Annotated in this window: 13 protein-coding genes, 1 tRNA gene and 2 pseudogenes; 8 read left to right on the top strand and 8 right to left on the bottom strand. The window is 43.2% G+C overall.

The annotated features are described in order from the left end of the window. Window positions 1-10: 10 nt before the first annotated feature. Window positions 11-199 (bottom strand): annotated as a pseudogene (locus HHA43_RS12570) (secretion protein HlyD); the annotation flags it as partial. Continuing rightward, window positions 196-633 (bottom strand): annotated as a pseudogene (locus HHA43_RS12565) (ATP-binding cassette domain-containing protein); the annotation flags it as partial. The pseudogenes HHA43_RS12570 and HHA43_RS12565, both read right to left, overlap by 4 nt. 336 nt (window positions 634-969) lie before the next feature. Here HHA43_RS12565 and HHA43_RS12560 point away from each other — a divergent pair. Then, window positions 970-1,620, top strand: coding sequence for a response regulator (locus tag HHA43_RS12560; RefSeq protein WP_168419383.1), 651 nt, complete (start codon window positions 970-972; stop codon window positions 1,618-1,620). 170 nt (window positions 1,621-1,790) lie between these two features. On the opposite strand, the gene HHA43_RS12555 is transcribed toward HHA43_RS12560, so the two are convergent. Further along, window positions 1,791-1,881, bottom strand: a tRNA-Ser gene (locus HHA43_RS12555). Window positions 1,882-2,000: 119 nt separating this feature from the next. Between HHA43_RS12555 and HHA43_RS12550 the strand changes: the two genes are divergently transcribed. Next, window positions 2,001-3,881, top strand: a complete 1,881-nt coding sequence (locus HHA43_RS12550; protein ID WP_168419384.1) for a potassium transporter Kup — start codon at window positions 2,001-2,003, stop codon at window positions 3,879-3,881. A gap of 117 nt (window positions 3,882-3,998) precedes the next feature. On the opposite strand, the gene HHA43_RS12545 is transcribed toward HHA43_RS12550, so the two are convergent. Next, window positions 3,999-4,595 carry a hypothetical protein gene (locus HHA43_RS12545; protein ID WP_168542728.1) on the bottom strand — a complete coding sequence of 199 codons (597 nt, stop codon included), beginning with the start codon at window positions 4,593-4,595 and terminating at the stop codon, window positions 3,999-4,001. Window positions 4,596-4,906: 311 nt separating this feature from the next. Between HHA43_RS12545 and HHA43_RS12540 the strand changes: the two genes are divergently transcribed. Both HHA43_RS12540 and HHA43_RS12535 read left to right on the top strand, forming a co-directional pair. Further along, entirely contained in the window at window positions 4,907-5,983 is a 1,077-nt protein-coding gene (locus HHA43_RS12540) for a DNA/RNA non-specific endonuclease (protein ID WP_168526706.1), read from the top strand. Window positions 5,984-6,031: 48 nt separating this feature from the next. Continuing rightward, window positions 6,032-6,277: a hypothetical protein gene (locus HHA43_RS12535; protein ID WP_136143622.1), complete on the top strand. Its 246-nt coding sequence runs from the start codon at window positions 6,032-6,034 to the stop codon at window positions 6,275-6,277. Between the two features lie 108 nt (window positions 6,278-6,385). On the opposite strand, the gene aqpZ is transcribed toward HHA43_RS12535, so the two are convergent. Together aqpZ and HHA43_RS12525 are read right to left on the bottom strand one after the other, a co-directional pair. Further along, on the bottom strand, window positions 6,386-7,081 hold the full coding sequence (gene aqpZ, locus HHA43_RS12530; RefSeq protein ID WP_168542730.1) for an aquaporin Z: 696 nt from the start codon (window positions 7,079-7,081) through the stop codon (window positions 6,386-6,388). Between the two features lie 109 nt (window positions 7,082-7,190). Continuing rightward, window positions 7,191-8,192 (bottom strand): AraC family transcriptional regulator, encoded by a 1,002-nt coding sequence (locus HHA43_RS12525; protein WP_168542726.1) that lies wholly within the window; start codon window positions 8,190-8,192, stop codon window positions 7,191-7,193. A 123-nt stretch (window positions 8,193-8,315) separates the two neighbouring features. On the opposite strand from HHA43_RS12525, the gene HHA43_RS12520 reads away from it, so the two are divergent. Then, window positions 8,316-8,930: a sterol desaturase family protein gene (locus tag HHA43_RS12520; RefSeq protein ID WP_168542724.1), complete on the top strand. Its 615-nt coding sequence runs from the start codon at window positions 8,316-8,318 to the stop codon at window positions 8,928-8,930. Between the two features lie 355 nt (window positions 8,931-9,285). Here the strand turns inward: HHA43_RS12520 and hisF are convergent, their stop codons facing one another. After that, entirely contained in the window at window positions 9,286-10,044 is a 759-nt protein-coding gene (gene hisF, locus HHA43_RS12515) for an imidazole glycerol phosphate synthase subunit HisF (protein ID WP_004974384.1), read from the bottom strand. A gap of 113 nt (window positions 10,045-10,157) precedes the next feature. Between hisF and HHA43_RS12510 the strand changes: the two genes are divergently transcribed. The 3 genes from HHA43_RS12510 to HHA43_RS12500 are packed head-to-tail and all read left to right on the top strand — an operon-like array spanning window position 10,158 to window position 12,193. Next, window positions 10,158-11,108, top strand: a complete 951-nt coding sequence (locus HHA43_RS12510) for a homoserine kinase (protein WP_168542722.1) — start codon at window positions 10,158-10,160, stop codon at window positions 11,106-11,108. A gap of 10 nt (window positions 11,109-11,118) precedes the next feature. Next, window positions 11,119-11,748, top strand: a complete 630-nt coding sequence (locus tag HHA43_RS12505; protein WP_168419390.1) for a DUF1294 domain-containing protein — start codon at window positions 11,119-11,121, stop codon at window positions 11,746-11,748. Window positions 11,749-11,788: 40 nt separating this feature from the next. Continuing rightward, window positions 11,789-12,193, top strand: coding sequence for a DUF4870 family protein (locus tag HHA43_RS12500; RefSeq protein ID WP_168419391.1), 405 nt, complete (start codon window positions 11,789-11,791; stop codon window positions 12,191-12,193). A 96-nt stretch (window positions 12,194-12,289) separates the two neighbouring features. Here HHA43_RS12500 and HHA43_RS12495 read toward each other — a convergent pair whose 3' ends face one another. Continuing rightward, window positions 12,290-13,192: a DMT family transporter gene (locus tag HHA43_RS12495; RefSeq protein WP_168542720.1), complete on the bottom strand. Its 903-nt coding sequence runs from the start codon at window positions 13,190-13,192 to the stop codon at window positions 12,290-12,292. Window positions 13,193-13,252: the final 60 nt, after the last annotated feature.

The following is a 13,252-nucleotide window of genomic DNA, read 5'->3' as shown; positions in this document are numbered from 1 at the left end:
ATATCAATCACTCTTTAGATGAAGGAATGACCTTGCCTGTACCCGTTGTGACTTCTTCAAGTTTAAACACCCATGCCCAAACCAGGAAGACCAGTAAACCAATACAAATCAGCCAGATAAAAACGCTGGATTTAGGTAATTCAGGTTCAAGATCGGTCAGTTTCATCACTCGCTGAGGGTTAAGTTCTTTTTCGCTCATGCTTTTACTCCCGACGCAGGGCTAGCTTTTATCTGAGATTGACTTAAGACCTGATCACGTGGCCCATCCATGACAATTTTTCCATCATTCATGACAATAATTCGATCTACCAATTCCAAAACCGCCCGACGATGGATCGCAATCACCAAAGTACGTTGTCCTAGCCAGCCTTTTAAATGCTCAATCAATTGTTTTTCGGAAATATCATCAATTGCAGCGGTAGGTTCATCCAGCAGCAAAATATTCGGTTGGCGAATTAATAAGCGTGCAAGTAATAAGGCTTGATGTTGCCCACCTGAAAAGCCAATGCCACCTTCTAAAATGACATGATCCAGTCCTTCTTTTTTGTCTTGCACAAACTGGAGCGCCCCTGTGATTTTAAGCACATGTAACAGATCATCATCACTGGCCAAAGGCGCACCCGCCTTAGGGTTTATCACTGAAATTAATATTTTTTAAAAGGTAGGTTTGTTGCTCTATCGAATAGCTTTTTGAAAGTCTTTATTTGAATTTATCTTATCCGCTGCAATATGAATTGATTATGGCTGTGGATAATTTTTTGAAACGTGTGCATAACTATTGGATTCAATGTAGTTAGACCATCGTCTTGTTGTATATTCGAGACGTGTTGACAGGGGATGTCATAAAAAATACACACTTTTCTGTGATTTCTTGCACAATAAATGCAAAAAAGTCATATCTTGCATATCCTTCATTGTACTTGTGTGGTTAGAATAGAAGAACTGTGCACAAGATCTCTCACGTCTGTTATGAATATATTAATCGTTGATGATCATCCGCTGTTTCGTCATGCCTTAATTCAGGCGGTTCGTTATAGCTTACCGCAAGCTCAAATTCATGAAACTGCTGCAGTGAATGAATTGTATGAGCGTTTGGAAAATGGGCCTGAGCCTGATCTTGTTTTATTAGATTTGAATTTGCCAGGTGCATCGGGCTTTTCTGCTTTAGTGCATGTACGTGCGCAATATCCATCTATCCCGATTATTGTGGTGTCTGCTCACGAAGAAGCATCGATTATTCAGCGTTCTATTGCGCATGGTGCAATGGGCTATATTCCAAAATCGGCACATCCAAGCCATATTGGAGAAGCTATTCGTCAGGTACTGGAAGGTGAAATTTGGTTACCACCAAACTTGGCTGCCAACGTAAGTTTTGACCCTCGTGCTGCAGATGAAACCGCTTTGGCCGAACGCATTCAATCTTTAACTCCGCAACAATTCCGTGTATTGATGATGGTGGCAGAAGGCTTATTGAACAAGCAAATTGCCTATGAGTTAGATGTTTCTGAAGCTACCATTAAAGCGCATGTAACGGCTATTTTCCGTAAATTGGGTGTGCAAAATCGTACTCAGGCAGTTTTGGCAATTAATGCTTTAAATATTGAAGAAAAGAAAATGTGATTGATCTGTAAAAGATTGATTTTAATAGCCGCTGTATTGATCTTGAAGATTGAACAGCGGTTTTTTATTGGGTGATGATCGCTACTCACCTTATATTGGCCATAAAAAAAGCCTAAACCCTTTGGATTTAAGCCTTCTAAGACATCATGTGACTACATGATAATGAAATTTGGCGGTGAGAGAGGGATTCGAACCCTCGATACGCTATTAACGTATACACACTTTCCAGGCGTGCTCCTTCAGCCACTCGGACACCTCACCATAGGCGGTGGATAATAACCAAAAAATAGCATAAAGCCAAGTTGAAACATTTGATTTAGAGAAAAACTTATAACGTAGTGCTATGATTCTCAAAAATACCGTCTAAATTGAAGACACCTATGCAAAGTACTGCAAAAAAAGCAGCTTTACCCGTTGTTACTTTGGCTGCACTCGGAGTTGTATTTGGGGACATTGGAACCAGTCCGCTTTACGCCTTCCGACAAACTTTTTTAACGGCTCATCTTGCAATTACCCAAGCCAGTGTTTTAGGAATTTTATCCCTGATTTTCTGGTGCATGATGCTCACCATTAGCTTTAAATACGTCACCGTTATTATGCGTGCCGATAACAATGGTGAGGGTGGGATTATGTCGTTACTGGCATTGAACCTGCGAACAACCCGCATTGCTGAAGATAAAAAAATCTTCCTGATTGCACTTGGCTTTATTGGTGCATCCCTGTTCTTTGGCGATGGCATTATCACTCCCGCAATTTCCGTGCTGTCTGCCATAGAAGGGCTGAGCATTGCCACGCCTGTATTTAACCAATGGTTAGTACCACTCTCGATTGGTATTTTAGCGGGATTATTCATGGTGCAGCGTCATGGTACAGGCACCATGGGCAAATTTTTTGGCCCTTTAACGTTGTTGTGGTTTTTTGCGATTGGTGGTGCAGGCTTGCTCAGCATCATCCAAACCCCATTTGTATTGGCCATGATAAGCCCACATTGGGCCTTTAACTTTGTGGTACAACAACCCTTTGTGGCATTTTTAACCATGGGTGCTGTGATTCTGACCATGACTGGTGGTGAAGCGCTGTATGCCGATATGGGGCATTTTGGTCGCATGCCAATTCGTCTAGCTTGGTTTGTCATTGTCTTGCCTTGTCTATTACTGAATTATGCAGGACAAGGTGCGCTTTTATTGCGTAACCCAGAAGCCATTGAAAACCCATTTTATATGCTAGTACCAGAATGGGGTCTATACCCGATGATTGGGCTCGCTACAGCTGCGGCTGTCATTGCGTCTCAAGCTGTGATCACAGGTGTTTTTTCAATGGTCAATCAGGCCATTCAATTGCGTTATTTACCTCGCCTGACGGTACGCCACACCTCCGATGTAGAGCGTGGGCAAATTTATTTGCCATTTATTAACTGGGCCTTATTTATTTCGGTGCTGATTTTAATTTTGCTATTTGAAAACAGTGCCAATTTAGCCAGTGCCTATGGTGTGGCCGTGACCATGACCATGCTTTGCGGCACGATTTTAATTTCAATTTTGGCCTATGGTTTTTGGCGCTGGCCTATGTGGAAAGTTGCCCTGTTTGCGGTGCCATTTTTAACGTTGGACTTAATTTTTGTGGCGTCAACTTCGCTCAAAATTGTCGCAGGGGGATGGGTCCCAATCTTAATTGGTGCAGTCATGTTTACCATCTTGATGACTTGGAAAGATGGTCGTGCCTTAGTCATTAAGCGTTTGGAAAAAGATGCCTTGCCGATTGATCTGTTTATTCAAAGTGTCAGCATGGGTAATGAAACCAAATTTGTACCAGGAGATGCGATTTTCCTGACAGGTACGCCAAACATTGTACCGCATGCCATGTTGCACAATATTAAGCACAATAAGGTGCTGCATGAACGTAATATCATGGTGACGGTGATTACTCGCGATATTCCATTTGTGGCACAGCAAGATCGGATTCAGGTCGAAAAGCTGGATGATCGTTTCTATCGGATTAGTATGTATTACGGTTTTAAAGATCAGCCGAATATTCCGCGTGCTTTAAAACAAGCTTACAACCAGCTCGAATTTGAGTTTGATATGATGCAAATGAGCTTCTTTATTTCGCGAGATCGTATTGTGCATACCGTGGGTGATGGTATGTCACCATGGCGTGAAAAACTGTTTATTTCTATGCAGCGTAATACCAGTCCTGTAAGTGATTTTTATCAAATTCCAACCAACCGAGTAGTTGAATTGGGCAGTCAAATCGAGATTTAAATTTGACTCATGCAAGGCTTAAAAACCAGCACCTCATGTGCTGGTTTTTTATTTTTACAATTTTCTGATTGTCCAAATCAAAAAATTGGGAAGATGTCGATATTGAAGGCATCAATTTTATTGTTCTGTGGTGCTCGGTTGCTCGGCGTTTACATCTGTATCCTGTGCTGCAGGGGCAACTGTTTCGGGTATAGATTCACTTGGCATATTGGCTGCAGCATGTTCAGGCATGTTGGTTGCTGTCGCTTGAGCTGGTGTCTGTAAAGTTTCTGCACTGATCTCTAAATCATCACCTGCATTAATTGGTAAATCTGCCGAAGAAGACAGTAACGGGGCTGATGGCGTAGCGGTGTGTTGCTCACTCACCTGTTCTGCTTGTGTGGCATGTTGTATTGCTGTTTCGGTACTGGCAGAAGCAGGCACAGAAGCCTCTGGCTGCACAGTTATCTCCTGATTAACTGTGTTCGGGAGTGCAGTCATCGGTGGCGTATTATCAGTATGCGTCACGGCTTGGGGTTCAGCATTTTGCACAATACGGACTTGCCCACTGGCTACCAATTCCTCTAAGGAGCCTGCTTGCCCATTAATACTGGTCTGAATTTTGACTTTAGACAGGCTTTCTAAAGTATCGCCCGCTTGAATGGGTGGTTCTGCAAAGGCAGAAATACTCATCAAGAAACTGGCTAAACCGAAAGCAAAAAGATGAAAACGCATGTTTGACTCCATCAAAACTAATTTTAAATCATTACGCATACCGCTAAAAAAAATAGGGGCGGTATTTGCTGTATTTTGGGTGGCATGAGCTTGGCAGATTTGCCAAAAGTGTTGCAATCAAACCTACTAAAACTACCTCAGACTGATGTCAAACTTACCTAAAACTCAGGCTGTGTGGGGCTTTTGTAGGGTTATATGCGGGCTTTTGTTTAATTGTTAAACGAACAAGAGTGACTTCATATACAAGCTGTAAGTGGATTGTTAAGCTCGAGCATCCTCTGCGGATCTAGAGCGAAGTTACAGTAAGGGTTATGGCAAGAAAACGGCGCAATTCCAAAAAACATTGGACTCAAATTTTCAATCAAAATAGTTTAAAAGTACTGCTGGGTGTTGTGGCAACAGGCAGCTTCGCGATTGCCTTTGGTCAGGAAAAAGTAAGTCAGTGGATGTCGCTGATTCCAAGTACAGGCAACGGTGCATGCCTGACTCCGTTTTATCGGGAAGTACCGCCATATTTACTGAAAGCTAGCCTGCAAAAAGACAGTTATCCGCTATGTTTTAATGATTTTAGTGTGATGTATTCAGGTGTATCCAAAACGCCGTTATGGGTGGCTGAAGCATTAACCCCTGCACGTTTTAATCAGCGTATTCCACGTGAAGATAATTTTCATGAAGAACCACGGGTTAAGGCAGAACACCGTGCGACGTTACAGGATTATCGTGGTTCGGGCTATGACCGTGGTCACATGGCGCCAAATGCAGATATGACCAATTTGGCCGCGCAGTTTGATAGTTTTTCTCTGGCCAATATTGTGCCGCAAGCGCCTAAAAATAATCAGCAAGTCTGGCGTGAACTTGAAGAAGCCACCCGTGCAATGGTGACCAAACAAAAGCAAGATGTGTATGTGATTACAGGGCCAAGCTTCAATACCAAACGTCTAAAAACGATTGGGCAGGGTGTGATTGTGCCGACTGCAGTATATAAAGCCGTGTATATGCCGAAAACTGGAGCAATTGGGGCGTATTACGCACCGAATAATGACTCACTACAGGTGAAAGTGGTCAGTGTCTGCTATTTAGAAGAACAGTTGGGCATCAATTTGTTCCCACAATTAAGCGAAGAGCAAAAGCGAAATACTTACAAATTGCCACTGACCGCGAATGCTGTCAAAGCCAATACGCCAATTGCATATTCGCATTGGGATGCAGAAAGCCAATGTGCTGAAGAGGTGCCTACCGAGCAGTTACAAGCTTTACAGACCGAATTTAAACGCTCAGGCAGCAGTCCTGCTTCAGGTGCCAGTATTGACACAGAAACCCAAGATGCAATTGTGAAGCAGTTGATTGAAGCACTGTTGCAATATATTTTACAGTTGTTGAAATCTTAAACTGGGTTAAGATGCAAAGTATGGCCCCTTCACGCTCAGGTGAATTCAATGTTTAAACCGTTTCAAAATGGCACTGAATCACACGCCATTTATGATCTAACCTTAGAAAATGATCTCGATTGCATCAATGTCTATGGCAATTTGCAAATCAGTAAGGATCAGGCAGGGTTACAGGCAGCTAAAGCCTTGCAAGCTATGATTAATGAGGTCGTGGCAGCATTGGAGCAATGCCCAAACTTACCTGAAAAACTGGAACGTCCCGAAGCGGGTGAAATTGAAAATCCATTCTTATGATGGATAAAATTTAAACGGATTGAGCTTCCAAGCAGCAAGATATAAAAAAGCCCGCCACTTTACAGCGCGGGCTTTTTATTTTGGATCATTCAAATGCAAAGTTTTGAATTAGTCTTCAGTTTTAGCCATAGCTCGATACAACACCGCACCAATCACCGCACCGACAATTGGAGCGACCCAGAAAGCCCAAAGCTGGCTCAGTGCTGCAGTTTCTGCAAAGAAGGCTACACCTGTACTACGTGCAGGGTTAACAGATGTATTGGTCACAGGAATACTGATCAGGTGGATTAAGGTCAGTGCCAAACCAATTGCAATTGGGGCAAAACCTGCAGGCGCACGTTTGTCAGTTGCACCCATAATAATCATCAAGAAACCTGCAGTGAGTACAACTTCAATCATTAAAACTGAGCTAAGTGCGTATTTACCAGGAGATAAATCTCCATAGCCGTTGGTTGCGAAACCACCTGTACCTGCAAAGCCTGCTTGACCTTGAACAATCAGATACAGCACCAATGCCGCTAGCGTTGCACCAATAATTTGCGAAATAATATAAGGCGCCAGTTCTTTGGCTTCAAAACGACCGCCTGCCCATAAACCAATACTGACCGCAGGGTTAAAGTGTCCACCTGAAATATGACCAAGCGCATAGGCTGCTGTTAAAACGGTCAAACCGAAAGCAAGTGATACACCTACAAAACCAATGCCCAATTCAGGGAAAGCTGCCGCCAATACCGCACTACCACAGCCACCGAAGACCAGCCAGAAGGTCCCAATCAGCTCCGCGAAATATTTATTTAATTTGATTCTCCAGTGCTTATTTTTTGAGTTAAATTGATTTAACTTAAATTAAACTAATCGCATTTTATAACAATAGTGTGATGAATTTATCATAAACTTAAGTAGAAAGGATAAATTATACACGGCGCTGCAAGCGCCATTGTTGAGGGGTGTGCTGTGTCCATTGTTTAAAGGCGCGCTGAAAAGCACTCTGTTCTGAATAACCCAAGAGCAGAGCAATTTCCTGCAAACTTAAATGCGGGTCTTGCAAATACTGTTCTGCCAGTAAACATCGTACTTCCTGCATACGCTTTTGATAAGTCGTGCCTTGCTGTTGTAAATGGCGCTGTAATTGACGTACAGAAATATGCAATTGTTGGGCAATATGTTCAATTTGATACATATTTTTTTGCAGACCCGTCAAAATGGCTTGCTGCAGGCGCTGATCGGTCTGGGTGCTATTTGGTAGTTTATCTAGCAAGGCCTGCGCCTGTTGCAGCAATAGATGCTGTAAGGTTTGATCGCCCTGATGAAAGGGTTTTGCCAACTCGGAAATGGGCAGTAACACTTGGGTAATTGGCTGAGAAAAACGCACTTTGCAATGAAAATACTGTTCATACAGCGCAATGTTTTTAGGTGCGGGATGATGAAAATGCACTTCGTGCAGGCAAATGTCCTCAAACTGCATAAAATGCTTAAGAAATTCCATCATTAAAGCAATTGCGATCTCATCGGTCAGTTGTGTGGTCATATGCATAGGCAATTCCGACCAACGGATAGATAAATAATCGTTTTGTGCTTCGACCTGCAACGGGCCGCCATCATAAATCAGCCGATGAAAATCATGGTAACGTTGTAGTGCCTCGCCCAAATGGTCACAGGACAGGGCTAAATAGGCAATGATGCCCAAATGTTTGGGCTGCACATATTTGGCAATTTCCAGGCCCAAGGCAGGTTGCGGTAACTGCTGCTCTAAGGTGTTAAGCAATTCACGCCAAAGCGCATAATCAAAGCGTTCAAGATTTTGAATACTATGTAATTTTTCTGGAATAGGCAGTTGTTTTGCTTGGTAATAGCACATTAATAAATGCCCTAAGCCGCCATAGACCGAGCCTGTATATTCTTTGAATTGTTGCATGTGTTATCAATTTATTTTTGTCGTCATTTGTCAATGATATAAATTTCTTTGGTCAAGATCTAGTCTACTACTGCACCTATAGTGAACACAGCGGTCAAATCGTACAGGCAGGGAGGCGAGCTGATGTTAAAAGGATTTGTGGTAGGTTTGGTGGTTGCCAATGGTTTTGAATGGGTGGCACATAAATATATTTTGCACGGAACACATCGCCCGGGGCGGCGCCGTTATAGTCCAGTGCCTGAGAGTATGAAATCGCATTGGGAGCACCATCGTGAAGTGCGTAAAACCAGTTTTCATGATCATGGCTATGTTGAAGGCATCAGTAACTGGCGTACTAAAAATGAAATTGTGTCTTTGGCTGTGGTGGCTACAGTCACCAGTGGTGTGTTCTATCCGATCTCTAAGGGCATGAGTCTGGCTGCTATTTATAGTGCAGCGAATTATTATTATATTCATCGTCGTGCGCATTTAGAGCCAGAATGGGCGGTTAAAAAAATTCCGTGGCATTATGACCATCACATGAACAGCAATCAGGATGCGAACTGGTGTGTGACTAAGCCTTGGTTTGATTATCTTTTAGGAACGCGAGTCATTTCAGCGCCTGCTTTACAGGAGCAAAATCCGCTAGGCATTGCCTTACCTCAGGTGATTGCACAGGGTTTAAACCGTTTGTCTGCTGCATATTTTCCTGCCAAATGGGTCGAGAAAAAATTAGCTGTGGCAGAGCAGGTATCTTAACTATGTTGCAGCAAATGAAGGTTTGTAGTGACAGCTTAGGCAAGTCTTGTCGCAAATGGTCAATATTTTAGGTGTTTTTGGTCAATATTTCGGCTAAAGCTCTGCGTATATTGTGTGCAGTGAAATATCCACGGATGTTTCGGTTGAATATTGTGTGATGATGAATTGATTTTGTTGATTATTTTTTATAAGTCTATTTAAAAAGATAAAAGAACCTCAGCGCTGTGGTTTTTTGAGTTGATAGGAGTCTTCGGACTCCTTTTTTTCTGCCTAAATTTTACGTTGACTTCAGTTTTAGGCTAAAAAAAGTGCAATCCTCAGATTGCACTTTTCACAGTTCGTTTGCACTATGATTTTACAAACGCATTTCAATGCCTTGTGCTGCCAAATATTGTTTGGCTTCAGGAATGGTGTGCTGACCAAAGTGGAAAATTGAGGCGGCCAGTACCGCATCGGCACCGCCTTTTAGAATTCCATCGGCCAAGTGTTGTAAATTGCCTACACCGCCAGAAGCAATGGTAGGTACCGTCACACGGTCATTGATGGCACGCATGAGTGCCAAGTCATAGCCTGCTTTGGTGCCATCGGCATCCATTGAGGTGACCAGCAACTCACCTGCGCCGTAGTCTGCCATTTTTACAGCCCATTCAATTGCGTCAATACCAGTGGGTTTACGACCACCGTGGGTGAAAATTTCCCATTTGTTATCACCCGTTTTTTTCGCATCAATAGCAACCACAATACATTGTGCGCCAAAACGCTGTGAGGCTTCCTGTACAAATTCTGGGTTAAACACGGCTGCAGAGTTAATGCTGACTTTATCTGCACCTGCGTTCAATAACAGGCGAATGTCTTCAACCTTGCGCACGCCACCACCTACGGTCAGAGGAACGAACACGGTTTCTGCCATACGCTCTACAGTACGGTAAGTGGTATCACGACCATGATGGGTAGCGGTAATGTCTAAAAAGGTGATTTCATCGGCACCTTGTTCATTATAACGACGCGCCACTTCTACAGGGTCGCCCGCATCACGAATATCAAGGAATTGCACGCCCTTGACCACGCGACCATTATCTACGTCTAGGCAAGGAATAATACGTTTCGCTAGCATAAATTTTTCCAATTATTACAGCCGATTATGAAACTCACCCACACAAGCGCTACACCTTGGTAGATGGAGCGGGTATTCTATCAAACTTAGCTCAGGTTTTTCGCAGGTTTTCTATGTCGGTTTATACTCCTTTGACTTTAAAGGAAGTTCAGGTCTTTGCAGCAGCCTATGGATTGGAGGTCTTGGCGCTGATTCCTATTCAAGGAGGTATTCAAAACACCAATTATTTTTTGCGTTGCGACAATCAAAGCGAGTACGTGCTGACCATTTTTGAAGAACTCGACCAACAGGCAGCGGCTGAGTTAATTCCTGTATTGCAGCATTTGGGGCAAACAGGTTTGCCTGTGGCGGTGCCTTTGTCACACTCAGGACAAGCCATTCATCGTTTAAAAGATAAACCTGCGCAAATTGCACCGCGTTTGATTGGACAGCACCCGACCATAGCAAGCGAAGCACAAGTTGCAGCGATTGCCATTGCTCAGGCAAAAATGCATGTAGCTTTGCAGGACTTTAGCTTGCAGCGTGATCATGTGCGTGACCATGCTTATTGGGCCAGTGTTGCACGCCAATTAAAACCCAGTCTAAATGTGGCAGATCAAGCCTTATTATCCAAACTACTCGGACTGTATGAGGCCTTGACCGCAGTCTATCCGCAGCGTCCCAAAGGCTTTATCCACTCAGACTTGTTCCGTGACAATACCTTGTTCGCAGATGATCATTTACAAGGTATTTTAGATTTTTACGAATTAAATCAGGATGAATTGCTATTTGATATTGCGATTACCCTGAATGATTTTTGTACCGATTTTCCCGAGCTAAGCTTAAATGAAAGCAAGGCGATTGCATTTTTAAATGCCTACGAAACGGTGCGGCCTTTAACCCAAGACGAAAAAGCTTGTTTAGAACTCTATTTGGCAATGGCGGCAGGACGTTTTTGGTTAATGCGTTTGCAAGTGGCTGCTAAAAATGCGGCAGAAGGGCGTACAGGAGCTGATATTTTGCAAAAAAATCCGAATGAAATGCGGAATATGCTGATTGAACGCTTAAAGTTTGTGACGGCTTAAGGATACAGAGATGCGTGATCAAGGACGTTTAGTAGAGTGGTTTGATGAGCAGGGTTACGGTTTTATTCAGCCAAATGACCGCCAGAAAGATCGGGTGTTTTTACACATTAAGGATTTTGCTCGTCAGGGGCCACGTCCCATTGTTGGTTGTGCTTTGGAATATACCGTAACGGTAGATGAACGTGGTCGTTATCGAGCGCAGCAAGCCGTTTATTTAAAAGCTACACAGACCAAAGCAACAGCGGCATCTTCTGCGAAAGCCAAAACATCCAACAGCACACAAAAAATGCAGCCCATGCAGATGCTATGTGTGGCCTATATTGTTGTTTTGGCTTTGTTGACCATGTTGGGGCTACTGAGTGGGATGTTGTTATTATTCATCAGTTTGATGAATGCTCTGAGTTATTGGCTGTATGCACAAGATAAAGAAGCTGCACAGCGGGGCGGGCGCCGTATTCCTGAAAATAATTTGCATATCGTCGCTTTTTTAGGGGGCTGGCCTGCGGCATGGTTGGCACAACAAAAATTACGCCATAAAACACAAAAACAACCCTTTGGTAAGATTTATTTTTGTACAATTTTCTTAAATATCTTACTGATTTTATGGTTTATTTCACCTTTTAATCAGTTGAATATCTAGTTGAGGGTGTTGTTTCCCTAACAGACGAGTCAGGAGCACCATGTCAGATTCAGTCCATCCATACACAGTCGATCAAGACCCACATCGTTTATTGACCATGATTTTATATGTGTTGTATATCGTGGCAATTTTTTCAGCGGGGATATTGGCTGTTATTGCTTTAATCATCAATTATTTAAAACGTGGTGATGTGCAAGGTTCAATTTTTGCCAGTCATTTTACTTGGCAAATTCGTAGCTTTTGGTGGTATTTGGTCTGGAATATCGTGGCATTCATTCCCTTTGTTTTTGTGCTGTTCAGTCAGGATGTACAAGGCTTTGCCAGTATGACACTGTTTGCCACCCTGTTTTGTATCAGCGTGGTGGGGCTGTCATGGTTATGGATTGTTTATCGTGCCATTCGTGGTTTAATTCGGGTGAATGATAATCTGCCGATGTACCATTAAAAATCCTACACTTATTTTAAATCACAACAGCGCTGCAAAGGTCGGGCTGTCGGGATGCCTGTATCAAGTGTTTTAAGGCATGGTTTATGTTCAGGTTTAGGTTTGGGGTTTAGTTTTAGATTTAAAAAGTTTAGGCCGCCATTCACTGATGAATACGCCTAAAACAACCAAAAGCCCACCAAATAATGCCAGAATGGGTAAACGTTCTCCTGCTAAACGCCCAATCAGGGCTGCCCACACCGGTTCACCTGCATAAATAATGGCGGCTTGCGCAGGGTCTACCTGACGTTGTGCCCAGTTCATCACCCATTGAATCAGGGCACTGGCCATCCCCAAACCCAGTAAAACCACAACCAAGGGCAGCCGAAATTCAGGCAGTTGCGTTTCACCTAGCCAAGGTGCAACAGCAAAACACAGCAATGAAGCAAAAGCCAGTTGTAGCAGCGTCACACGTTTTAAATTGACCCGTTTGGCAAAATAACCAATCAAAATAATTTCAAATGCAATCGCAATGGCGCCAATGAGCGTCATGATTTGCCCAAAATTAAATTGCAGCGCACCCAAGCCATTGCCTGTGAGCAATAGCAGTCCCATAAAAGCCAAGACTGCGCCCAGCCAAGTCATAACATGCGGACGCTGACCAAAGCATAACCAGAGCAGCAGCGGCACAAGCGGGACATACAGCGCAGTCAAAAATGCAGATTCACTGCTGCTGATACTTTGTAAACCTATGGTTTGGGTGGCATAACCCAGTGCAATCACAGCACCAATTGTAAAACCTGCAAAAACTTCATATAGGTTGATCGCACTTAAACTACGCCATGACAGCAGTGCAACGGCTAAAGTTGCTGCAGCAAAACGTAAGGCCACAAATAAAATTGGGCTGCTGAAATTCAAGCCATATTGCACCGTAATAAAGGTCGCACCCCAAATCAGCGTGATGAACATTAACGCCAGTTGAGGTGCTTTATGACGCAATGTATGGGTAAGATGAGGCATAGAAATGGATCAAGAATAGGTGAGGAAGAGCAAAAATCAATAAAAAAGAGTGATTGATAG

Source organism: Acinetobacter sp. A2, assembly GCF_012371325.1.
Taxonomy (GTDB): Bacteria; Pseudomonadota; Gammaproteobacteria; order Pseudomonadales; family Moraxellaceae; genus Acinetobacter.
Note: the sequence above shows the minus strand (reverse complement) of the source record. Positions and strands in the feature narration are given on the sequence as shown.

Bases quoted from the DNA above. Each gene is read 5' to 3' on its own strand.
- HHA43_RS12535 (WP_136143622.1), top strand. From the start codon at position 6,032: ATGTTTAAACCGTTTCAAAATGGCACTGAATCACACGCCATTTATGAT.
- HHA43_RS12505 (WP_168419390.1), top strand. From the start codon at position 11,119: ATGCGTGATCAAGGACGTTTAGTAGAGTGGTTTGATGAGCAGGGTTAC.
- HHA43_RS12550 (WP_168419384.1), top strand. From the start codon at position 2,001: ATGCAAAGTACTGCAAAAAAAGCAGCTTTACCCGTTGTTACTTTGGCT.
- HHA43_RS12560 (WP_168419383.1), top strand. From the start codon at position 970: ATGAATATATTAATCGTTGATGATCATCCGCTGTTTCGTCATGCCTTA.
- HHA43_RS12510 (WP_168542722.1), top strand. From the start codon at position 10,158: ATGTCGGTTTATACTCCTTTGACTTTAAAGGAAGTTCAGGTCTTTGCA.
- HHA43_RS12495 (WP_168542720.1), bottom strand. From the start codon at position 13,192: ATGCCTCATCTTACCCATACATTGCGTCATAAAGCACCTCAACTGGCG.
- HHA43_RS12520 (WP_168542724.1), top strand. From the start codon at position 8,316: ATGTTAAAAGGATTTGTGGTAGGTTTGGTGGTTGCCAATGGTTTTGAA.
- HHA43_RS12500 (WP_168419391.1), top strand. From the start codon at position 11,789: ATGTCAGATTCAGTCCATCCATACACAGTCGATCAAGACCCACATCGT.
- hisF (WP_004974384.1), bottom strand. From the start codon at position 10,044: ATGCTAGCGAAACGTATTATTCCTTGCCTAGACGTAGATAATGGTCGC.
- HHA43_RS12525 (WP_168542726.1), bottom strand. From the start codon at position 8,192: ATGCAACAATTCAAAGAATATACAGGCTCGGTCTATGGCGGCTTAGGG.
- HHA43_RS12545 (WP_168542728.1), bottom strand. From the start codon at position 4,595: ATGCGTTTTCATCTTTTTGCTTTCGGTTTAGCCAGTTTCTTGATGAGT.
- HHA43_RS12540 (WP_168526706.1), top strand. From the start codon at position 4,907: ATGGCAAGAAAACGGCGCAATTCCAAAAAACATTGGACTCAAATTTTC.